Origin of the sequence: Serratia sp. CY31944 (assembly GCF_052169175.1) — a bacterium.
GTDB lineage: Bacteria > Pseudomonadota > Gammaproteobacteria > Enterobacterales > Enterobacteriaceae > Serratia > Serratia sarumanii.
The window spans coordinates 250,876-272,383 of the sequence record NZ_JBJNLG010000002.1 but is presented as its reverse complement, the minus strand read 5'-3'; the positions used below and the strand labels follow the sequence as shown (position 1 = coordinate 272,383).

The 21,508-nt window shown below is 59.8% G+C and carries 22 protein-coding genes and 3 tRNA genes; 18 read left to right on the top strand and 7 right to left on the bottom strand.

Features of this window, described 5'->3' with window-relative positions; genetic code table 11:
- On the bottom strand, positions 1-1,197 hold the full coding sequence (locus ACJ8IN_RS03580; RefSeq protein WP_033637003.1) for an MFS transporter: 1,197 nt from the start codon (positions 1,195-1,197) through the stop codon (positions 1-3).
- A gap of 137 nt (positions 1,198-1,334) precedes the next feature.
- On the opposite strand from ACJ8IN_RS03580, the gene ACJ8IN_RS03575 reads away from it, so the two are divergent.
- Positions 1,335-1,931: a TetR/AcrR family transcriptional regulator gene (locus tag ACJ8IN_RS03575; RefSeq protein WP_060427242.1), complete on the top strand. Its 597-nt coding sequence runs from the start codon at positions 1,335-1,337 to the stop codon at positions 1,929-1,931.
- A gap of 13 nt (positions 1,932-1,944) precedes the next feature.
- Here ACJ8IN_RS03575 and ACJ8IN_RS03570 read toward each other — a convergent pair whose 3' ends face one another.
- Positions 1,945-2,847, bottom strand: a complete 903-nt coding sequence (locus ACJ8IN_RS03570) for a GGDEF domain-containing protein (RefSeq protein ID WP_370739131.1) — start codon at positions 2,845-2,847, stop codon at positions 1,945-1,947.
- A 442-nt stretch (positions 2,848-3,289) separates the two neighbouring features.
- On the opposite strand from ACJ8IN_RS03570, the gene ACJ8IN_RS03565 reads away from it, so the two are divergent.
- Entirely contained in the window at positions 3,290-3,574 is a 285-nt protein-coding gene (locus tag ACJ8IN_RS03565; protein ID WP_033637006.1) for a DUF1435 domain-containing protein, read from the top strand.
- A gap of 89 nt (positions 3,575-3,663) precedes the next feature.
- Here ACJ8IN_RS03565 and ACJ8IN_RS03560 read toward each other — a convergent pair.
- The 4 genes from ACJ8IN_RS03560 to ACJ8IN_RS03545 all read right to left on the bottom strand — a co-directional run bounded on the left by ACJ8IN_RS03560 (position 3,664) and on the right by ACJ8IN_RS03545 (position 5,019).
- Positions 3,664-3,750 (bottom strand) — tRNA-Leu (locus ACJ8IN_RS03560).
- 42 nt (positions 3,751-3,792) lie between these two features.
- Positions 3,793-3,879 (bottom strand) — tRNA-Leu (locus tag ACJ8IN_RS03555).
- A 36-nt stretch (positions 3,880-3,915) separates the two neighbouring features.
- Positions 3,916-4,002: transfer RNA gene (locus ACJ8IN_RS03550), tRNA-Leu, on the bottom strand.
- Between the two features lie 72 nt (positions 4,003-4,074).
- Positions 4,075-5,019 (bottom strand): LysR family transcriptional regulator, encoded by a 945-nt coding sequence (locus tag ACJ8IN_RS03545; RefSeq protein WP_041037819.1) that lies wholly within the window; start codon positions 5,017-5,019, stop codon positions 4,075-4,077.
- A 118-nt stretch (positions 5,020-5,137) separates the two neighbouring features.
- Here ACJ8IN_RS03545 and ACJ8IN_RS03540 point away from each other — a divergent pair, with 118 nt between their 5' ends.
- Positions 5,138-6,130 (top strand): aldo/keto reductase, encoded by a 993-nt coding sequence (locus ACJ8IN_RS03540; RefSeq protein WP_308325409.1) that lies wholly within the window; start codon positions 5,138-5,140, stop codon positions 6,128-6,130.
- 50 nt (positions 6,131-6,180) lie between these two features.
- Here ACJ8IN_RS03540 and rsmC read toward each other — a convergent pair whose 3' ends face one another.
- Positions 6,181-7,221 (bottom strand): 16S rRNA (guanine(1207)-N(2))-methyltransferase RsmC, encoded by a 1,041-nt coding sequence (gene rsmC, locus ACJ8IN_RS03535; RefSeq protein WP_308325410.1) that lies wholly within the window; start codon positions 7,219-7,221, stop codon positions 6,181-6,183.
- Positions 7,222-7,367: 146 nt separating this feature from the next.
- On the opposite strand from rsmC, the gene ACJ8IN_RS03530 reads away from it, so the two are divergent.
- From ACJ8IN_RS03530 to deoD, 15 genes are all read left to right on the top strand, one after another.
- Positions 7,368-7,805, top strand: coding sequence for a DNA polymerase III subunit psi (locus ACJ8IN_RS03530; protein WP_033637012.1), 438 nt, complete (start codon positions 7,368-7,370; stop codon positions 7,803-7,805).
- The gene (gene rimI / locus ACJ8IN_RS03525; RefSeq protein WP_033649119.1) at positions 7,750-8,193 is read left to right on the top strand and encodes a ribosomal protein S18-alanine N-acetyltransferase; all 444 of its coding nucleotides are present in this window, start codon (positions 7,750-7,752) and stop codon (positions 8,191-8,193) included. The genes ACJ8IN_RS03530 and rimI overlap by 56 nt, the downstream gene beginning before the upstream one ends.
- 155 nt (positions 8,194-8,348) lie before the next feature.
- Entirely contained in the window at positions 8,349-8,654 is a 306-nt protein-coding gene (locus tag ACJ8IN_RS03520) for a helix-turn-helix domain-containing protein (RefSeq protein ID WP_103772810.1), read from the top strand.
- A 3-nt stretch (positions 8,655-8,657) separates the two neighbouring features.
- Positions 8,658-9,923: a type II toxin-antitoxin system HipA family toxin gene (locus ACJ8IN_RS03515; RefSeq protein ID WP_103772809.1), complete on the top strand. Its 1,266-nt coding sequence runs from the start codon at positions 8,658-8,660 to the stop codon at positions 9,921-9,923.
- A 146-nt stretch (positions 9,924-10,069) separates the two neighbouring features.
- Positions 10,070-11,659 carry a peptide chain release factor 3 gene (gene prfC / locus ACJ8IN_RS03510; RefSeq protein ID WP_004933094.1) on the top strand — a complete coding sequence of 530 codons (1,590 nt, stop codon included), beginning with the start codon at positions 10,070-10,072 and terminating at the stop codon, positions 11,657-11,659.
- 516 nt (positions 11,660-12,175) lie between these two features.
- Positions 12,176-12,790, top strand: a complete 615-nt coding sequence (gene osmY / locus ACJ8IN_RS03505; RefSeq protein WP_033637016.1) for a molecular chaperone OsmY — start codon at positions 12,176-12,178, stop codon at positions 12,788-12,790.
- A 161-nt stretch (positions 12,791-12,951) separates the two neighbouring features.
- Positions 12,952-13,113: a DUF1328 domain-containing protein gene (locus tag ACJ8IN_RS03500; RefSeq protein WP_004857650.1), complete on the top strand. Its 162-nt coding sequence runs from the start codon at positions 12,952-12,954 to the stop codon at positions 13,111-13,113.
- Positions 13,114-13,181: 68 nt separating this feature from the next.
- Positions 13,182-13,367, top strand: a complete 186-nt coding sequence (locus ACJ8IN_RS03495; protein WP_033649120.1) for a CsbD family protein — start codon at positions 13,182-13,184, stop codon at positions 13,365-13,367.
- Between the two features lie 10 nt (positions 13,368-13,377).
- Positions 13,378-14,496 (top strand): patatin-like phospholipase family protein, encoded by a 1,119-nt coding sequence (locus ACJ8IN_RS03490; RefSeq protein WP_308325411.1) that lies wholly within the window; start codon positions 13,378-13,380, stop codon positions 14,494-14,496.
- Positions 14,493-15,275 carry a TatD family hydrolase gene (locus ACJ8IN_RS03485; protein WP_033649122.1) on the top strand — a complete coding sequence of 261 codons (783 nt, stop codon included), beginning with the start codon at positions 14,493-14,495 and terminating at the stop codon, positions 15,273-15,275. Before ACJ8IN_RS03490 ends, ACJ8IN_RS03485 begins: the two co-directional genes overlap by 4 nt.
- Positions 15,276-15,458: 183 nt before the next feature.
- Positions 15,459-16,736: a NupC/NupG family nucleoside CNT transporter gene (locus ACJ8IN_RS03480; RefSeq protein ID WP_033637021.1), complete on the top strand. Its 1,278-nt coding sequence runs from the start codon at positions 15,459-15,461 to the stop codon at positions 16,734-16,736.
- Between the two features lie 370 nt (positions 16,737-17,106).
- Positions 17,107-17,886 carry a deoxyribose-phosphate aldolase gene (gene deoC / locus ACJ8IN_RS03475; RefSeq protein ID WP_033641793.1) on the top strand — a complete coding sequence of 260 codons (780 nt, stop codon included), beginning with the start codon at positions 17,107-17,109 and terminating at the stop codon, positions 17,884-17,886.
- Positions 17,887-17,952: 66 nt separating this feature from the next.
- Complete coding sequence (gene deoA, locus ACJ8IN_RS03470; RefSeq protein ID WP_060457174.1) at positions 17,953-19,275, top strand: thymidine phosphorylase; 1,323 nt, start codon at positions 17,953-17,955, stop codon at positions 19,273-19,275.
- Between the two features lie 70 nt (positions 19,276-19,345).
- Positions 19,346-20,569: a phosphopentomutase gene (gene deoB / locus ACJ8IN_RS03465; RefSeq protein ID WP_033649124.1), complete on the top strand. Its 1,224-nt coding sequence runs from the start codon at positions 19,346-19,348 to the stop codon at positions 20,567-20,569.
- Positions 20,570-20,665: 96 nt separating this feature from the next.
- Positions 20,666-21,397 carry a purine-nucleoside phosphorylase gene (deoD, locus tag ACJ8IN_RS03460; RefSeq protein WP_004933059.1) on the top strand — a complete coding sequence of 244 codons (732 nt, stop codon included), beginning with the start codon at positions 20,666-20,668 and terminating at the stop codon, positions 21,395-21,397.
- Positions 21,398-21,508 lie beyond the last annotated feature (111 nt).

Genomic DNA, 21,508 nt, shown 5'->3' with positions numbered 1-21,508 from the left:
TCACGCCGCTTTCAAGGCCAGCGTTCGCCGCATCAAGCGGTAGCCGCCGGCCGCCACCAGCAGCACGATCAGCCCGGCGGTGAGCGTGACGCCGAAGCCGGCCGCTATCCCGGCGGCATCGATCGCCAGGCCCGCCAATGCGGCGCCGAGCGCCACGCCTATCCCCAGGCCGGTGACCATCCAGGTCAACCCCTCCGTCAGCCGGGAGGGCGGCACGATGTTTTCAACCAGCCCCATGGCAATGATCATGGTCGGCGCAAAAAACAATCCCGCGACAAACATCGCCGCCGCCAGCGTCAAGACATCGTGCACCCACAGCAGCGGCAGGGTGGTGAAGGCGGTGGCGAACGCCGCGTATAAGAACAGGCGAGGCAAGGGGACGGGGATCTTCATTGCGCCGAAAATCAGCCCGGCCAGGCAGGAGCCGAACGCGTAAACCGACAGCACGATGCTGGCGGCGGCCGGCTGTCCTTGCTGCTCGGCGAAGGCCACGCTGATGACGTCCACGGTGCCGACGATGGTGCCCAGGGCGATCAGCGCCAGCAGCAGGATCTGCATTGACGGCATGGCCAGGATGGCGCGCTGCCGCTGGTTATTGCGGGTGTAGACCGGGGGCTGAGTGCTTTTTTGGGAGGCGAATGCCGCAACGCCCGCCACCAGAAGCAGCGCGGCTACCAGAGGGCCGGCTTCTGGGAAGAGTGAAACGCTAAGCCCCACGGCGATCGGTGGGCCGACGATAAAGGCCACTTCATCTAACACGGACTCGAATGAAAATGCCGTGTGCAGCTGTGGCGTGCCGCGATAAATTTCGCTCCAGCGGGCTCTGACCATCGCGGAGATGCTGGGCATGCCGCCCGCGAGCGCGGCGAAGACGAACAGCGTCCAGTCCGGCGCCCGATAGTGGGTGCAGAGCAACAGCAGTAGCAGGGCGAGCGTGCTGATCCCGGTGGCATACGGCAGCACGCGGCTTTGGCCGTGACGATCCGCCGCGCGCGCGATTTGCGGCGCAAGCAGCGCCATGGAAAAGGCGAACGTCGCCGCCACCGCGCCCGCCAACCAATAAGAGCCGCGTACCTGTGAGAGCATGGTGATGATGCCGATACCGGTCATCGAGACCGGCAGGCGCGCGATCAGCCCGGCAGAGGAAAACGCCTTGCTGCCCGGGGCGTTGAACAGGTTGAAATAAGGATTTGCCATGGAAAGGGCTCCAGAAGTTGGCGGCTCAGTATTCGCTCAATGGCCATCATTGACATACGCCACGTATGTTACGTTAATTGACATACATGGCGTATGTCAATTATAACGTTCATCAATAACGAGGCGGGAGTGGATTCATGGCACGTAAAGCGCGCGCAGAAATGATTGAAGAAACCCGACAAAAACTGGTGGCGGCCGCCCGTCAGCAGTTCGGCAGCGTGGGGTATGCCGAGACGGTGATGGATGAACTCACCGCGCAAGCCGGCATGACGCGCGGTGCGCTCTACCACCACTTTGGGGACAAGAAAGGTTTGTTTTTGGCCGTCGTGCAAGAAATCGACGCCGAGATAGATGCGCGCCTGGCCGACATTACCGCGAGTTCGGCGGATGGCTGGGAGGCGTTTGCGGCGCGTTGTCGCGGTTATTTGATCATGATGACGGAGCCGCAAGCGCAACGCATTTTGTTGCGCGATTCACCTTCGGTGCTGGGGGCTGAATATTTGCAGGCCAGTAAGCTGCAATGCATTGTCTGGATGACGGGCGCATTGCAGGTGTTGATGGCGCAGGGGCGCATCGCCGTCGCCGAGCCGGAATCGCTGGCGCATTTGATCAACGGCGGCCTGATGGATGCCGCGCTTTGGATCGCGCACCAGCCGGATGAGAAAACCGCTTTGGAGCAGGCGTTGGCCAGTTTGTCGCTGTTGCTGAACGGCTTGCGGCCAACGGCCGCTTAACCGGGCAGGGTATTTACTCCTGCGGCAGCAGCAGGGCGGGCTGGACGTTTTGCGCCAGCTGAATATTGTTGCGGCCGCTGTGCTTCGCCAGATAGAGCGCGGCGTCGGCCGCGCCGATCGCCGATTCGACGTCCAGTTTTTCCAATGCCGAGATGCCGGCGCTGAGCGTCAGCGTACCGCTGTGCTGCGAGCTGGCGCCGTGCGGGATATTCAGTTCCGCCACCCGTTGGCGCACCCGTTCGGCCAGCTGCGCCGCGTAGCCTTCGTGCACGTTGGTCAGCAGCACCAAAAACTCTTCCCCGCCGTAGCGCACCACGATGTCGCGCGAACGCACCGCATCGCGGATGGCGATCGCCACCTGCACCAGCGCCCGGTCGCCCATGGCGTGGCCGTAGCTGTCGTTGTAGACCTTGAAGTGGTCGATATCCAGCAGCAGCACGTAGTGGCGGCCGGTTTGCGGTTCCAGCAGCATGTTGATCTTATTCTCCAGCCCGCGACGGTTATAAAGGCCGGTCAGGGGATCGAGCATGCTCAAATTATTGAATTTGTCCCGCTCGTTATACAGGTTGGCCACCAGCGCGTGGGTAAAGATTTCACTGCGTTTCAACATCAGGTGATGAATGGAGAAAGCGATAATAGGCAATAGCGTGGTGAATAATATCCGCAGGGTATTATGCATACCGTCTAAAGCCAGGATCATCATTGCGGAAGGCACGGCGTGTAAACAAAAGGCGGTAAAGTTGTCCGTCAGAGAAATAGCGCTGATAAAAAAGATGCTGAACAAACTAATTAATAAAAAATCTTGGTTATTCGGCAGGCAATATTGACTTTTAACGTAGATATGTGCAGCCCACAGCAGGCCAAGCACGCTGGCGAACAGGTTGAGTTTGTACAGGTATTGCCGCGGCGTATGCAGAGAAAATAGCGCCGCCGCCAGACAAAATAACGGGATGCATAATAAAGGCAGAGTAAAAGAAGGGACATCCCTAAAAGGGAACAATAACGTAAATATGGAAGAGGCGGCATTCATCATTAGAAAAAGAAATAATGCCAGGCGCTGCTTGCTGTTCAGTAATTCCTGATAAGAACGGGCGTTCATACGGAGGTCACTCTTTGCAAAGTCGTACTGTCGAATAATTAAGGTTGAGAAGCATTCCCTTGGCGCGAAATATCCACTTGAATTGCATGGTTGACCGTTGTGATTATTATCATGCAAACAGGACTAGGAATTTTCTTATGTCAAATTATCATTTTTTCCTGCTGGTGTCATCTGGGTTTGGTCATCGCAGCGAAAATGATGCGGCGGCCAAAAAAGTGTTATATGATATTGGTTATCATTATCACTTGAGGGGGTTGTCATGCTCACTGCCATGATTGCCGCATGCGGGCTGTGGGGCGTCAGCTGGTGCCTCGGCGATCGCCTGGCCAGCGCCTGGGGCGTTTTGCTGCCGTGCGCGCTGATGCCGCTGCTGGCCTTGATCGATCTCGATATGATGCAGCTGCGCAGCTTGATCGTGATAGCGATGTTGGCGACGCTGGTGATGCTGTTCAACAGCCGGCTGCGTCATTATCTGCTGCTGCCTTCCTGCATGGCGCTGGCGGGCGGCCTGGCGGCGGTCAGCCTCAACTTCAGCTTCGGGTAAAACGCCGGAAACGACAAAACCACGCTTAGGCGTGTTTTTCATCAATGCGTTGGGATTTTTTCGAAGGGACTGCCGGAGAGATCATCAATTGGTGCGAAGAGAGGGACTTGAACCCTCACGTCCGTAAGGACACTAACACCTGAAGCTAGCGCGTCTACCAATTCCGCCACCTTCGCACAGTCGATGTTGTTGCTTTGATTTATATTACGTCGCCAGCGTGGTGCGAAGAGAGGGACTTGAACCCTCACGTCCGTAAGAACACTAACACCTGAAGCTAGCGCGTCTACCAATTCCGCCACCTTCGCATCGATGCTGAGTGCAATATAAATCATGTGGTTATTTGGTGCGAAGAGAGGGACTTGAACCCTCACGTCCGTAAGGACACTAACACCTGAAGCTAGCGCGTCTACCAATTCCGCCACCTTCGCGTACCAGAAACATTACCGGAGTAACGTTACCACGGAGGCGAATTCTAGAGATTTTGGCGGGCACGTCAACAGTTATTTCCCCGCATTGCGGGCGTTTGCTGGAAAAACAGCCATATCACCGCTTTTCCGCTGGTCAAACAGCCAAATCAGCCAATCAATCAACACCCTGACCCGTGGCGCCAGGAAACGGCCGGGCGGATACATGATGTAAATCGGCATCGGCGGCGGCGGCGTGTCCGCTAGCACTTCCACCAGTTCGCCTCGTTCCAGCCAGGGGGCAAGCGAATAGCGCGCCGCCTGAATCAACCCCATGCCGGCCCGCGCGCCGGCGATGTAGGCGTCGGCGCCGCTGACGCTCAGCCGGGCGGGGAGTTCGCGCAGTTCCACTTTGCCGCCGCGGCAGAATTCCAGCGGGTAATCGCGGTTGCTGGCCAGGGAAAAATACCCTACCGCGCGGTGCGGCTCCAGGCTATCAATGTCGCGTGGCATGCCGCAGGCCTGCAGGTAAGCGGGAGAAGCGCAGGTGACCTGTGGCAGCTGGGCGATGCGCCGCGCCACCAGGCTGTCGTCTTCGGTTTCCCAGGCGCGCAGCACGCAGTCCACGCCTTCGCGCAACAGATCGACGTGGGTGTCGTTGGCGCCCAGCGCCAGCGTGATGTCGGGATAGCGGCGGTAAAAGTCGTCCAGCGCCGGAATGACAATCTGGCGCGCCAGCGAATGGGGCATATCGATGCGCACTTTGCCGGACGGTTGCAGCTTATGGTGGCTGAACAGCGTGTCCGCCTCCTCAAGCGCCCCCAGCAACTGTACGCAGCGTTGATAGTAGAGGCTGCCTTCGCTGGTCACCTGCACCTGGCGGGTGGTGCGGATCAGCAGGCGCACGCCCAGCCGCTGCTCCAGCCGTTTCAACGCGTTGCTGACCGTGGCGCGCGGCAGCTGCAGGCGCTCGGCCGCCCGGCTGAAGCTGCCCAGTTCGACGATGCGGGTAAAAATGCGCATGGCTTGAACCTGATCCATGTCCACTCCGGATTGTTGGTGATTTTTGAACAGTGATGTGCAATCTGCATTATTTATCTTTGTAGCGTAAACAACCAGACTTTGCTGCGTTATCCGTTCATCGCATGAGGGCAGCACAATGCAACAACGTAAACTGGGTTCTCACGGCCCCCTCGTCTCCGCCCTGGGGTTGGGATGCATGGGCATGAGCGACTTCTACTCCACCGGCGCCGATCGGCAGGAAGCCATCGCCACGCTGCACCGGGCGCTGGAGCTGGGCGTCACGCTGCTCGACACCGCCGACATGTATGGCCCGCACACCAACGAGGAATTGGTGGGGGAAGCGATCAAGGGCAAACGGCAACAGGTGTTCCTGGCCACCAAGTTCGGCATCCTGCGCGATCCGGTGGATCCTTCGGCGCGCGGCGTCAGCAGCCGGCCCGAGTATATCCGGCGCTCGGTGGAAGGCAGCCTGCGGCGCTTGGGCGTAGAAGAGATCGATCTTTATTATCAGCATCGGGTCGATCCGCAGGTGCCGATCGAAGACGTCGTGGGCACGATGGCGGATCTGATCCGCGAAGGCAAGATCCGCCATATCGGCCTGAGCGAGGCGTCGGTCGCCACGCTGGAGCGGGCGCACAAGGTGCATCCGATCACCGCGCTGCAGACCGAGTATTCGCTGTGGACGCGCGATGCCGAACAGGGCGTGCTGGCAGCCTGTGAGCGCCTCGGCATCGGCTTTGTGCCTTACAGCCCGTTAGGGCGCGGTTTCCTCACCGGCGCTATCCGGCGGCCGGAGGATCTGGCCGAGGACGATTTCCGCCGCGGCAACCCGCGCTTCCAGGGGGAAAACTTCGCCCGCAACCTGGCGCTGGTGGAGAAGGTGGGTGAGCTGGCGGCACAGAAGGGCGTCAAGCCTTCACAGCTGGCGCTGGCCTGGGTGTTGGCGCAGGGCGAGCACATCGTGCCGATCCCCGGCACCAAACGCCGTTGCTACCTCGAAGAGAACGTCGCGGCGGCGGAGATAACGCTGAGCGCGGCCGAGCTGGCGGCGATAGACGCGGTGTTTCCGCTGAGTGCGGCGGCCGGCGAACGCTACGGCGCGGAGTCGATGACCTATATCAACGGCTAAAAAAAAGCGCGGCCTCAGGCCGCGCTCTGTCGTTTTCCGCCAACGGCGAATTATTTCTTCTTCGGCGCGCGCGGCGGGCGGCCGACGGTGGCCTGATACACCTTGAAGCGGCCGTTCTGCGCCAGCACTTCGTGGCTGCCGAAGGTGGCGTCCAGAATGTCTGGGTACGGCAGGAAGGCGTTGGCGACGATGCGCAGCCGGCCGCCGATCGGCAGGTGTTTCACCGCGCCGCGGATCAGGGTTTCGGCGGCGGTCAGGCTGGTCTGCAGCCCGTCGTGGAACGGCGGGTTGGAGATGATCATGTCGAAACGGCCGGTGATGTCGGAGTAAACGTTGCTGACGATCACTTCGCCTTCGATGCCGTTGGCGGCCAGCGTCGCGCGGCTGGATTCCACCGCGGCGGCGTTGACGTCGCTGAGGGTCAGTTTCACCTTCGGCGACAGCTTGGCCATCACCGAGGCCATCACGCCGGCGCCGCAGCCGATATCCAGCACCTTGCCTTTCATGTGTTTTTCCAGCGTCGACAGCAGCAGCGAGCTGCCGACGTCCAGGCCGTCGCGGCTGAACACGCCCGGCAGCGTTTTCACTTCCAGATCGTGCAGCTGATAGCTGTCCCACCAGTCGTCCAGGCTGAACTCGGTCTGTGCGTCCAGGCGGCCGTGATACAGGCCGCAGCGGCGCGCGCTGTCGATTTTCACCAGCGCAACGTGGCCTTCCAGCGTTGGCTCGGCGCTGCGCACGCCGCTGCGGTTTTCACCGACCACGAACACCTCCGCGCCCACCGGCAGCAGCGCCAGGATGTTGCACAGCTGGAATTGCGCTTCCTGCTTGCTCTTCGGCCAGTAGTAAACCAGCGTGTCGCAGTCGGCGACGAAAGCGGGATCGACGGTCAAACCGAACTGCACGTTATCGCCCATCGTCCGGTTCAGTAACTGCCAGTGATGGTATTGCTGAGTGTGGACGCGCACGTCCGCGGCCTCGAATTGGGCCGGCAGGCTGTCCTGCAGGTCGCCGGCAAACAGCACGCGGCGTTCGATAAATTCATCACTGTGGCGCAGCATGACTTCACTGGCGGGGGTTAATGCAGACATCAGATATTGGCTCCTGGAAATGAGACCGGGGATTATAGAGCTTTGTGGCGATATGTTCGACGGGTTTGTTGGCGCGGGCTGCGCGGGTTTGTTAGCATAGCGCGGCGCATGGCAGGCATGGCGCACCACAACGGGTAGGAATCGGCATGGCATCAAAACGCGACTGGCTGTTACAACAACTGGGTATTACGCAGTGGACATTGCGCCGCCCGGGCGTGTTGCAGGGCGAAGTGGCGGTCAGTCTGCCGCCCGAGGCGCGCCTGCTGGTGGTGGCGCAGACGCTGCCCGCACCGGACGATCCGCTGTTTTGCGACGTGCTGCGCAGCCTGGGGCTGACGCCGGCGCAAACCTACAGCCTGACGCCGGAACAGGCGGCGATGCTGCCTGAAGAGACCGCATGCAACAGTTGGCGGCTGGGCGTGGCGGAACCGCTTGCGGTCGCCGGCGCGCAGCTACACAGCCCGGCGCTGGCCGAGCTTTCCCAAGACGCGGGGGCCAAACGCGCCCTCTGGCAGCAGATTTGTCATCATGAACACGATTTCTACCCTGACGGCGGCCGACCTGGCCACGGCCTTCACCATTGAGCAAGCCAGCCACGCTTTTCCCTGGACGGAAACCACTTTCGCCAGCAATCAGGGCGATCGCTACCTTAACCTGAAGCTGAGCGCCGACGGGGAGATGGCGGGATTCGCCATCACGCAGATCGTGCTGGACGAAGCCACGCTGTTCAACATCGCCATTCATCCGCAGTACCAGCGCCGTGGCTTTGGCCGCCTGCTGCTCAACGCGTTGATTGAACGGCTGGAGAGCCGCGGCGTGGTCACGCTGTGGCTGGAAGTGCGCGCCTCCAACCAGGCGGCGATCGCGCTGTATGAAGATCTCGGTTTCAACGAAGTTACCGTGCGCCGCAATTATTACCCGAGCGCCCACGGCCGCGAAGACGCGATCGTGATGGCGCTGCCGCTGGCGTAATCTAAACACATCCTGTTTATTGTTTTCCTTTCCTTTTACAACTAAAAAGTTGTTTTCTGATTAATTTACATCGAATAAGTTGTTTTTTGCCATGGCGACAACTAATTTGTTGTTTATTGTTGGTGAGACAATCAATGCGTAGTTGGGAGGTGCGGATGAGAAAATTATCAGAAATATCAGCGTTGCTGAAAGAAAAACGCATTGAGTTGGGCTGGAGCCAAAAAGACTTTTTAATGAAGATTGGCATGACCCAACAGCAATATCAGCGTATTGAAACGGGTAGCGATATGCGGGTAAGCACGCTGCTACGGATATTGGCGGCGATGGATTTGGAATATGTCATCGTGCCGAAAAAGTCTGCCCGTGATGTGGAGTGCTTGCTGCAACAGGAAGTGAGTCGCGCGCCGGAAGCCGGTAAGCCGCATAATTTTGAAAAAAAACTGAAAGATCTCGAGGACTAGCTGATGAAAGGGCCGCGACAGGTTGAATCGGTGCAGGCATTAGCCTTGATCTTGCATGGCGTGCGTGTTGGCGTGCTGGCGCATTACAGCGGCGGCAGAAACATCCTGACCTTTGATCCGCACTACCTCGCTTTGCCGGAGCATGCTCGTCCCTTGTTTACGCTAAGGCAGAGGGCGCACCCGGGGTATCTTGAGCAAGTTTTACAGTCATCGCAGCGCCTGCCGCCCGTCTTATCCAATTTGTTACCCGAAGGCGCACTGCGCGGTTGGGTGGCCCAGTCGTTGAAAGCCCATGTGAACGAGGAGTTTCCCTTAATTGCCTGGGCCGGGGGAAACCTGCCGGGAGCGCTTGAAGCCCGGCCGCTGGCTGCCAGTGACATACCCACCTGGGCGTTAACGTCGCGCGGCGAGCTGGAAGCCGTGCAAATTAATGTTGGCGTGGAGGCGCAAAAGTTTTCTTTGGCAGGGGTACAAATGAAGTTTTCCTCTGTGCGCAAAGAGGGCCGTTTCAACATTTCTTCTCAGGTCGGCGCCGATAGCTGGATCATTAAAACGCCTTCAACGGTCCATCGTCATCTCCCTGAAAATGAATATACGGCAATGCGCTTGGCGCAAGCCATCGGCGTGGATATTCCTGATATTGAGTTGGTTGAGCTGACACGACTTGAGCACTTGCCTGATATTCGCTTGGCGGATGAACCTTATGCTTATGCCATCCGTCGTTTTGACCGCAGCGAAAACGGGCGAGTACATGCAGAAGATTTTGCTCAGATATTCGAGATTTACGCGCACGATAAATACCGCGGTAAAAATTACGATCAGATAGCGGCTTATCTCTATGAGTATGGCAGTGAACCTTTAGCGGATGCGCAGCAAATGGCACGCCGTCTGTTGGCGAATATTTTGCTCGCCAATGGCGATGCTCACGTAAAGAATTGGTCCATGATCTATCCAAACCAGACCGATGTTCGGCTTTCTCCCGCTTATGACATCGTCACTACGTTGGCCTATATTCCTGGTGAATCTGAGGCCGCGCTCAATATGGCGAAGGAAAAACGCTGGGATAGGATCTCAATGCAAACCTTCGAACGCTGGGCTGAGCGGGTCGATATTCCCTGGCCTGCGATTCGTGTGCACCTTGTGGATGCCATCGACAAGGCGCGAAATTTGTGGCCGGAATTATTGGAAAACCTGCCGATGGCGGACGATCACAAATCGGTATTGCGTCGGCATTGGGCCGCTTTGTCCCCCGATTTCCGCCTGCGTTAGCGGGAAATCGGATCCATTGATTGTCACCGGTTGGCAAATCGGCGAAAATGCCCGGCTGTTATCTTTTATTCACCGCTTTGCCCGGCGCCGCGATCGGCGCGTTCTGATGATGTCGCAGGGCGGACTAACCGTAGAACCTGAAAACCATGTCTCCTAGTGAATTTGCCCGCGAAGTCTCCAAAAGAAGAACTTTCGCCATCATCTCGCACCCCGATGCCGGTAAAACCACCATTACCGAAAAAGTGCTGCTGTTCGGACAGGCGATCCAGACCGCCGGTACGGTAAAAGGCCGCGGCTCCAGCCAGCACGCCAAATCCGACTGGATGGAAATGGAAAAGCAGCGTGGGATCTCGATCACCACCTCGGTGATGCAGTTCCCGTACCGCGACAGCCTGGTCAACCTGCTGGATACCCCGGGGCACGAAGACTTCTCCGAAGATACTTACCGTACTCTGACCGCCGTCGACTGCTGTCTGATGGTGATCGACGCCGCCAAGGGCGTTGAGGATCGCACCCGCAAGCTGATGGAGGTTACCCGTCTGCGCGACACGCCGATCCTGACCTTCATGAACAAACTGGACCGCGATATCCGCGATCCGATGGAAGTGATGGATGAAGTCGAGCGCGAACTGAAGATCGCCTGCTCGCCCATCACCTGGCCGATCGGCTGTGGCAAGCTGTTCAAGGGGGTTTACCACCTGTACAAGGATGAAACCTACCTGTACCAGACCGGTAAAGGCCACACCATTCAGGAAGTGCGCATCGTCAAGGGTCTGAACAACCCGGAGCTGGATGCGGCGGTGGGTGAAGATCTGGCGGCGCAGCTGCGCGATGAGCTGGAGCTGGTGCAGGGCGCTTCCCACGAGTTCGATCAGGAAGCCTTCCTGAGCGGCGAGCTGACCCCGGTGTTCTTCGGTACCGCATTGGGCAACTTCGGCGTGGATCACATGCTGGACGGCCTGGTGGCCTGGGCGCCGGCGCCGATGCCGCGCAAAACCGACACCCGCGAAGTGACGGCGGCGGAAGAGAAATTCACCGGCTTCGTGTTCAAGATCCAGGCCAACATGGATCCGAAACACCGCGACCGCGTGGCCTTTATGCGCGTGGTTTCCGGCCGCTACGAGAAGGGCATGAAGCTGCGCCAGGTGCGCACCGGCAAAGACGTGGTGATCTCCGACGCGCTGACCTTTATGGCCGGCGACCGTTCGCACGTGGAAGAAGCCTATCCGGGCGACATCATCGGCCTGCACAACCACGGCACCATTCAGATCGGCGATACCTTCACCCAGGGTGAAGACATGAAGTTCACCGGCATCCCGAACTTCGCGCCGGAACTGTTCCGCCGCATTCGCCTGCGCGATCCGCTGAAGCAGAAACAGCTGCTGAAGGGGCTGGTGCAGCTGTCCGAAGAGGGCGCGGTGCAGGTGTTCCGTCCGATCGCCAACAACGATCTGATCGTCGGTGCGGTCGGTGTGCTGCAGTTCGACGTGGTGGTAGCGCGCTTGAAGAGCGAGTACAACGTGGAAGCGCTGTACGAGTCGGTCAACGTGTCGACCGCGCGCTGGGTCGAGTGCGACGACGTGAAGAAGTTCGAAGAGTTCAAGCGCAAGAACGAGATCAACCTGGCGCTGGACGGCGGGGACAACCTGTCCTATATCGCGCCGACCATGGTGAACCTCAACCTGACGCAGGAACGTTATCCTGATGTGACCTTCCGCAAGACGCGCGAACACTGATCAATCGGCAGGGCGCCCAGTGCGCCCTGCACGCCTCTCCTATTCCCACTGTGCTAATTAATAAACCTCCCTCATATTTTTCTTGCGAACCTAGGACACCAGGCGATGTTCGTTCGGCCTGCATTTTCCGTCTAATGGTCTATCTTTAACGGGACGTCCGCACATTGCTTGAGAGTAAATCACTGTAATATGTTGTTTGTTTGGTGAGTTATTCTGATGTGTTGCCGATAGGAGACAGTCAGTGTCTTTAAATATCAATGAGATAGCTATATTTCAGTTTTGTGTGACTTAGCCTGTCGTCAATAGGCGACAGTTTTTTGGCTAAAAATCCAACGTCTGATTTATTTTATTTGATTTTTAAGGGTTTTTTTGAGTTGGCACGGCCGTTGCAATATTCCTGTCGTGAACGCTTAATCGTATAGCGATGATGAAGTATTTACCGAGAAGGCCGCGTGAAGGTGGCCGCAGGGTTCCGGCGCTCTGGCGTTGTGAGCCCCCAACAAAAGGAAGAGATCGATGAAAAAGACCAAATTTGCACACTCGCTGATGGCTGTTGTATTGGGTTCTGTGTTGGTCAGCGGCAGTGCGCTGGCCGAAGAGAGTCTGCTCAACAAGGCGTCTAACGCCGCGGACAGTGCCGGTGCCAAAATCGATAGCTCCATGAAAAAAGTTGACGGTTACATGGATGACAGCGCGATAACGGCTAAAGTTAAAAGTGCGTTGGTGGAAGATAAAACCATCAAAAGTTCCGACATTTCGGTGAAAACCGAAAAAGGCGCCGTGACCCTGAGCGGGTTCGTCGGCAGCCAGGCGCAGGCGGAGCATGCGGTCGCTGTCGCCGGCAAGGTGGAAGGCGTCAAGACCGTCAGCGACAAGCTGCACGTGAAAGATGAAGCCAACCAGTCGATCAAATCGTATGCCGGCGACACCGCCACCACCAGCGAGCTGAAAGCCAAGCTGCTGGCCGATGACATCGTGCCGTCGCGCAATGTGAAAGTGGAAACCACCGATGGCGTGGTGCAGCTTTCCGGTGAGGTGAAAACGCAGGCGCAGTCTGAGCGTGCGGAAAGCATCGCCAAGGCCATCGACGGCGTGAAAAGCGTGAAAAACGACCTGGTGGTCAAGCCGTAATCCCGCCAGGCGCCCGTAACAAGTAACAACAAGCCGCATCGGTCGGGCCGTGAAGGCGGCCCGACATGTACCACCAAAAAAAGAAACTGATTTGCCGTCGACGCCCCGTTGTCGGGGCGGTAGACAGCAGCGAATTTTTTCACAATGGTAAGGAGAAGCTTATGTTTCGTTGGGGCATTATCTTTTTAGTCATCGCGCTTATCGCTGCGGCACTGGGGTTCGGTTCGCTGGCGGGCACCGCCGCCTGGGCGGCTAAAATCGTGTTTGTCGTCGGCATTATCCTGTTCCTGGTCAGCCTGTTCACCGGCCGCCGGCGCCCTTAGCCGGCCGGTATTTTCCTGCAAACTGTAACAAAGCTTAATTCCTTTTCTCACGTCGGGGAGGGCCGGCCATGAACAGCGACATCATCGTCGGGCGCTGGAAACAGCTGAAAGGCCAGGTATGGCAGGCATTGGCCGAATGGTCCGGCAGCGATTGCGTCTGGCTGGCCGGCAGCAATGATTTCCTCGCCGGCGTGCTGCAAGAGGATTACGGAAGAGAGCGAGACGCGGTATCCTCGGAGAAAACGTCTCACTGAGGATGCCAAGTTGGGATACAGAATACCCATCACGCTCGGCAATATAGAACCGCTGGCGTCTAAGCCCTTTCGGCCAGGCAAGATGGCGCTGGTCTGCGAAGGCGGCGGCCAGCGCGGCATTTTCACCGCCGGCGTGCTGGACGAGTTTCAGCGCGCGGGCTTTAACCCTTTCGACCTGCTGATCGGCACGTCGGCCGGCGCCCAGAATTTGTCCGCCTACATTTGCGGGCAGGTGGGCTACGCGCGCCGGGTGATCACCCGTTACACCACCTCGGCTCAATTCTTCAATCCGCTGCGCTTCGTGCGCGGCGGGCATCTGATCGATCTCGATTGGCTGGTTGATACGGCGGCGGCGCAGATGCCGCTGGCGATGGACGTGGCGGAACGGCACTTTACCGACGGGCGCGAGTTTCTGCTGTGCGCCTGCCGCAGCGACGATTTCGAACCGACCTATCTGCCGGCGCAGCGCGAGCGCTGGCTGCCGGCCATCAAAGCGTCCAGCGCCATTCCCGGCTTCTATCGCCAGGGCGTGGAGCTGGACGGCATCAGCTATCAGGACGGCGGCATCAGCGATGCGATCCCGGTGGAAGAGGCCTATCGCCGCGGCGCCGACACCATCGTGGTGATCCGCACCGTGCCTTCGCAGATGTACTACACCCCGCAGTGGATGAAGCGCATGGAGCACTGGCTGAGCGACAGCAGCCTGCAGCAGATGGTGCGCATCCTGCAGCATCACGAGGAAAGCTATCACCGCATCCAGCGCTTTATCGAGAAGCCGCCGGGCAAGCTGCGCATCTTCGAGATCTTCCCGCCGAAGCCGCTGGCCAGCAATGCGCTGGGCAGCCGACTGGGGTCGCTCAATCAGGATTATCACCTGGGGCGCCGCTGCGGCCGCTATTTCCTGGCCACCGTCGGCCAGTGGATGGCGCAGCCGGAGCCGGACGGCATGAAGGTGAAAAAAGCGCTGTCGCGCCGCCTGATCCAGCCGGAGAACGTCAGAATGCCTTCGCCGATCGTGACCGATCTCGTCATGCCGTCCGATCTTGGCGCGCAGCCGGAGGCCGCGGTGGTGGCGCCGAAGATCATTCTGCCGGGCGATCTGCCGCCGGGTGAAGGGGGCGCGCTGTGAGCTATGCCTTTACCGACACCCACTGCCATTTCGATTTCCCGCCCTTTACCGGGCATGAGGGCGAGAGCCTGGTGCGAGCGGCAAGCGCCGGCGTCACGCGCATCATCGTCCCGACGGTCACCGCCGATCGCTTCGCGCGGGTGCTGCGGCTGGCGCAGGATCATGCGCCGCTGTTCGCCGCGCTGGGGCTGCATCCGCTGTATATCGCGCAGCATCATGAGCCGCAGTTGGAGCAACTGGCGGCGCTGCTGGCTGAACGGCCGCGCAAGCTGGTGGCGGTGGGGGAGGTCGGGCTCGATCTGTATATGGACAACCCGCAGTTCGAGCGCCAGCAAAGCGTGCTGCTGGCCCAGCTGCGGCTGGCGAAACAGCATGACCTGCCGGTGATCCTCCATTCGCGCCGCACCCACGATCAGCTGGCTGCGGCGCTGCGGCGCGTGCAGCTGCCGCGCCGCGGCGTGGTGCATGGCTTCGCCGGCAGCCTGTCGCAGGCGCAGGCGTTTATCCGCCTCGGCTATTACATCGGCGTGGGCGGCACCATCACCTATGAGCGGGCGCAGAAAACGCGCGGCGTGATGGCGCAGCTCCCGCTCGAGGCGCTGTTGCTGGAGACCGATGCGCCGGACATGCCGCTGGCGGGCTATCAGGGGCAGCCGAATCGCCCCGAACGCGCCGCCGAGGTGTTTCAAACGCTGTGCGAGCTGCGGCCGGAACCGGCCGACGAGATCGCCGCCCATCTGCAGCGCAATGCTCAGGCGCTGTTTGCCATGCCGGATTGATGAGGTGATAACGTGACCTGTGTCACGTTATAAGATTTTCATTTGCGTCTCGTTGTATGCATTTGTGACATAAATCGGTGCGAGAGTGACCTCGCTCAGTATAATCCCCCCGAAACTCTCCAATAGCAGACCTCTCTTTATGAGCAGGGATGTATTTTATTTTTTGCAACAGGGAAACTTTGCATGCAACTCATCATGAGCCTAGTCGGCATGGCGGTGCTGATCGCCATTGCGGTGCTGCTCTCCAGCAACCGCCGGGCCATCAAACTGCGCACCGTCGCGTGGGCGTTCATCATTCAGGTCGGCATCGGCGCGCTGGTGCTGTATGTGCCGCTGGGCCGCAGCATCCTCGGCAGTATGTCGAACGGCGTGGCAAACGTTATCGCCTACGGCAATCAGGGCATTTCGTTCATTTTCGGCGGGCTGGTGTCCGACAAGATGTTCGAGGTGTTCGGCGGCGGCGGCTTCGTGTTCGCGCTGCGCGTCCTGCCGGTGATCGTGTTCTTCTCCTCGCTGATTGCGGTGCTGTACTACCTCGGCATCATGCAGTTGGTGATCCGCGTGCTGGGCGGCGGGCTGCAAAAGCTGTTGGGCACCTCGCGCACCGAATCGCTGTCGGCGACCGCCAACATTTTCGTTGGTCAGACCGAAGCGCCGCTGGTGGTGCGTCCGTATATCGCCACCATGAGCCAATCAGAACTGTTCGCGGTGATGTGCGGCGGCCTGGCCTCGGTGGCCGGTTCGGTGCTGGCGGGATATGCGCAGATGGGCGTGCCGCTGGAATACCTGATCGCCGCGTCCTTCATGGCCGCGCCGGGCGGGCTGCTGTTCGCCAAGCTGATGGTGCCGGAAACCGAGCAGACCCACGATAAAGACGATGCGATGAAGCTGATCGCCGAAGAGGATCGTCCGGCCAACGTGATCGACGCGGCGGCTTCCGGCGCGGCCTCCGGCATGCAGCTGGCGCTGAACGTCGGTGCGATGCTGCTGGCGTTTATCGCGTTGATCGCCTTGCTTAATGGTATTCTCGGCGGCATCGGCGGCTGGTTCGATTATCCGCAGCTGTCGCTTGAACTGATCCTCGGCTGGGTGTTCTCGCCGATCGCCTTCCTGATCGGCGTGCCGTGGAGCGAGGCGATGACCGCCGGTTCGTTCATCGGCCAGAAGATCATCGTCAACGAGTTCGTCGCCTACATGAACTTCGGCGCCTATCTGCGTCCGGACGACGTAGTGGCGGCGGAAGGCCTGCAGGTGCTGTCGGCCCATACCAAGGCGATCATCTCCTTCGCGCTGTGCGGCTTCGCCAACCTTTCCTCGGTGGCGATCCTGCTGGGCGGTCTGGGCAGCATGGCGCCCAATCGTCGCCACGACATCGCGCGCTTCGGTCTGAAGGCCGTGGCGGCGGGCACGCTGTCCAACCTGATGAGCGCCACCATCGCCGGCTTCTTCCTGGCGCTGTAAGCCATCCCGAGTCCCGCGACGGCGCGACCGATCGCGGGACTCAGCCTATACTCTAAGCAACGCGGGTGCGTGCCGCACCCGCGATCTTCAGCCGCTTCTTTAGCGAATTTGTGAACGATATCGCGTTATTTTGTGATGTTCTTCACATATAATTCCGGTCTGTTACAGTGCTATTTCATATAGTGTGACGATGAACGCGAATCGCCTCCGGCATTCGTGTTCAAATAGCTATTACTGGCCGGCCGCAAGGCGGGTGGCCATGTGCGGTGAGAAGGATCTCAGTTGCCGCCGCGGGAACGCCGTTCCCCAGCGCTATCTTCATGGAACCAAGTCCGCTCGCCAACACCCAGATACTCAGTTGGAGAGTTTTATGACCGAATTAACCGCAGCAGCGCAACGTGCGCTGAATTTGATGGATTTAACCACGCTGAATGATGATGACACCGACGAGAAAGTGATCGCGCTCTGTCGTCAGGCCAACAGCCCGGCTGGCCACACGGCGGCCATCTGCATCTACCCGCGTTTTATCCCGGTGGCGCGTAAGGCGCTGCGCGAGCAAGGCACGCCGGACATCCGCATCGCCACCGTGACCAACTTCCCGCATGGCAACGACGATATCGACATCGCGCTGGCGGAAACCCGCGCGGCCATCGCCTATGGCGCGGATGAAGTGGACGTGGTGTTCCCTTACCGCGCGCTGATCGCCGGCAACGAACAGGTCGGCTTCGAGCTGGTGAAACAGTGCAAGCAGGCTTGCCAGGCGGCCAACGTGCTGCTGAAAGTGATCATCGAAACCGGTGAGCTGAAGCAGGCCGATCTGATCCGCAAGGCGTCCGAGATCGCCATCAAGGCCGGGGCGGACTTTATCAAGACCTCCACCGGCAAGGTGCCGGTCAACGCCACGCTGGAAAGCGCCGAGCTGATGATGTCGGTGATCCGCGATATGGGCGTGGCGAAGACGGTGGGCTTCAAGCCGGCCGGCGGCGTGCGCACCGCGGAAGACGCGCTGCATTATCTGCAGCTTGCCGATCGTATTCTGGGCGAAGGCTGGGCCGATGCGCGGCATTTCCGCTTTGGCGCTTCCAGCCTGCTGGCCAGCTTGCTGGCCGCGCTGGGCCACCAGACCCAGACCGCCGGCGGCGGCTACTGATCGATTTCGTTGGCGGGCGCCAGGCGCGCCCGTCTGCACTGACTCTCGGCGACACAGGGGGATGTCTTGTTCCTGGCTCAAGAAATTATTCGTAAGAAACGCGACGGCCAGCCGTTAAGCGAAGCGGAAATCCGCTTTTTCATCAACGGCATTCGCGACAACGTGGTGTCGGAAGGGCAGATCGCCGCGCTGGCGATGACCATTTATTTCCATGACATGAGCATGCCGGAGCGCGTGGCGCTCACCATGGCGATGCGCGATTCCGGCACCGTGCTGGACTGGAAAAGCCTGGCGCTGAACGGCCCGATCGTCGACAAGCATTCGACCGGCGGCGTGGGCGACGTGACCTCGCTGATGCTCGGCCCGATGGTGGCGGCCTGCGGCGGCTATGTGCCGATGATCTCCGGCCGCGGCCTGGGGCATACCGGCGGCACGCTGGACAAGCTGGAAGCCATTCCGGGCTTCAATATTTTCCCGGACGATAACGCCTTCCGCAAAATCATTCAGGACGTCGGCGTGGCGATCATCGGCCAGACCAGCTCGCTGGCGCCGGCGGACAAACGTTTTTACGCCACCCGCGACATCACCGCCACCGTGGATTCGATCCCGCTGATCACCGCCTCCATTCTGGCCAAGAAGCTGGCGGAAGGGCTGGATGCGCTGGTGATGGACGTGAAGGTCGGCTCCGGCGCCTTTATGCCGACCTATGCGCTGTCACAAGATTTGGCGCAGGCGATCGTCGGCGTGGCCAACGGCGCGGGCTGCAAGACCACCGCGCTGCTGACCGACATGAACCAGGTGTTGGCCTCCAGCGCCGGCAACGCGGTGGAAGTGCGTGAAGCGGTGCGCTTCCTGACCGGCGAATACCGCAACCCGCGCCTGCTGGAAGTGACGCTGGCGCTGTGCGTGGAAATGCTGCTGTCCGGCGGCCTGGCGCAAGACGAGGCCGACGCGCGCGCCAAACTGCAGGCGGTGTTGGACAACGGCAAGGCGGCGGAGGTGTTTGGCCGCATGGTGGCGGCGCAGCAGGGGCCGATAGACTTCGTCGAACGCTACGATAGCTATCTGCCGGCGGCAACGCTGAGCAAGCCGGTGTATGCTGAAAAGCTGGGCATCGTCAGCGCCATGGATACCCGCGCGCTGGGCATGGCGGTGGTTGCGCTGGGCGGCGGCCGTCGCCGGGCGAGCGACGCCATCGATTACAGCGTTGGCCTGACCGAGGTGGCGCGCCTGGGCGAGAAAGTGGATGCCCAGCAGCCGCTGGCGATGATCCACGCCAACGATGAAGAGAGCTGGCAGCAGGCGGCCGATGCGGTGCGCAGCGCGATGATGCTGAGCGACAAGGCGCCGGAAGCGACGCCGGTGGTGTATAAGCGCATCACGGAATAACCCAAGAATCAGGAACGGTCGCGGCTTTTTCGCGGCCGTCCAAAGCGTGAGAACACGCAGGAGAGCACAGATGAAACGCACATTTATTATGGTATTGGACTCCTTCGGCATCGGCGCCAGCGAAGACGCCGAACGTTTTGGCGATCAGGGTTCCGACACCCTGGGCCACATCGCCGAGGTTTGCGCGCGCGGTGAGGCCAACGTGGGCCGCCAGGGCCCGCTGACGCTGCCTAACCTGAGCCGTCTGGGCCTCGGCAAAGCGGCGGAAGAGTCCACCGGCAACTTCCCGCAGGGGTTGGATCGCAACGCCGACATCATCGGCGCTTACGCTTACGCCAGCGAACTCTCTTCCGGTAAAGACACGCCGTCGGGCCACTGGGAAATCGCCGGCGTGCCGGTGCTGTTCGACTGGGGGTATTTCAAGGATGAGCACAACAGCTTCCCGCAGGCACTGCTGGACAAACTGGTCGAACGCGCCAAGCTGCCGGGCTACCTGGGCAACTGCCACTCATCCGGCACCGTGATCCTCGATCAGCTGGGTGAAGAGCACATGAAAACCGGCAAGCCGATTTTCTACACCTCCGCCGACTCGGTATTCCAGATCGCCTGCCATGAAGAAACCTTTGGCCTGGATCGCCTGTACGAGCTGTGCGAAATCGCGCGTGAAGAGCTGACCGAAGGCGGGTATAACATCGGCCGCGTGATCGCGCGTCCGTTCGTCGGCGACAAGCCGGGCAACTTCCAGCGTACCGGCAACCGTCACGATCTGGCGGTAGAGCCGCCGGCGCCGACCGTGCTGAAAAAGCTGGTGGACGAGAAGGGCGGCGAAGTGGTGTCGATCGGTAAAATCGCCGACATCTACGCCAACGTCGGCATCACCAAGAAGGTGAAGGCGACCGGCATCGACGCGCTGTTCGACGCGACCCTGATCGAAATGGAAAAGGCCGGCGACAACACCATCGTGTTCACCAACTTCGTGGACTTCGACTCCTCCTATGGCCACCGCCGCGACGTGGCGGGCTACGCCGCCGCGCTGGAGCTGTTCGACCGCCGCCTGCCGGAGCTGCTGAAGCTGGTGAAAGACGAAGACATCATCATCTTCACCGCCGACCACGGCTGCGACCCGACCTGGCCGGGCACCGACCACACCCGCGAGCACATCCCGGTGCTGGTTTACGGCCCGAAAGTGAAACCGGGCTCGCTGGGCCACCGCGAGACCTTCGCCGACATCGGCCAGACCGTTGCCAATTATTTTGGCCTGTCGCCGATGGATTACGGTAAGAGCATGTTTTAATCCGTGAGTTTAAGGCGGCGGCGCAGTTGGCCGCCGTCTGACATGCCACGGCTTATACGTTTAACGCTATTTAATACGATTTAAAGGAAGAGAATTATGGCTACGCCGCACATTAATGCTGAGATGGGTGATTTCGCTGACGTAGTACTGATGCCGGGCGATCCGCTGCGTGCAAAATACATCGCCGAAACCTTCCTGGAAGGCGCGGTGGAAGTGAACAACGTGCGCGGCATGTTGGGCTTCACCGGCACCTATAAAGGCCGCCGCATCTCCGTAATGGGCCACGGCATGGGTATCCCATCCTGCTCCATCTATGCGCGCGAGCTGATCGCAGAATTCGGCGTGAAGAAGATCATTCGCGTGGGCTCCTGCGGCGCGGTGCGTGACGATATCAAACTGCGTGACGTGGTGATCGGCATGGGCGCGTGCACCGACTCCAAGGTGAACCGTCTGCGCTTCAAGGACAACGACTACGCGGCGATCGCCGACTTCGACATGGTGCGCAACGCGGTTGACGCAGCGGCGGCGCAGGGCATCCCGGCGCGCGTGGGCAACATCTTCTCCGCCGATCTGTTCTACACCCCGGATCCGGACATGTTCCAGGTGATGAAGAAGTACGGCATCCTGGGCGTGGAAATGGAAGCGGCCGGCATCTACGGCGTGGCGGCAGAGCTGTACGAAGAGTTCGGCTGCAAGGCGCTGACCATCTGCACCGTGTCCGACCACATCCTGCGTCACGAAGCGACCACGGCGGCGGAACGCCAGACCACCTTTAACGAAATGATCGTTATCGCGCTGGAATCCGTGCTGCTGGGCGACAAAGCATAATACCCCGGCGGGCGTCATCATGGCGCCCGCCTGTCAATCTATTCATTCCGCTTGGCCAGTTTTGGCTAACGCTTTACCTTTCTGCCATTTAACGCTATTACTTCCTTTATC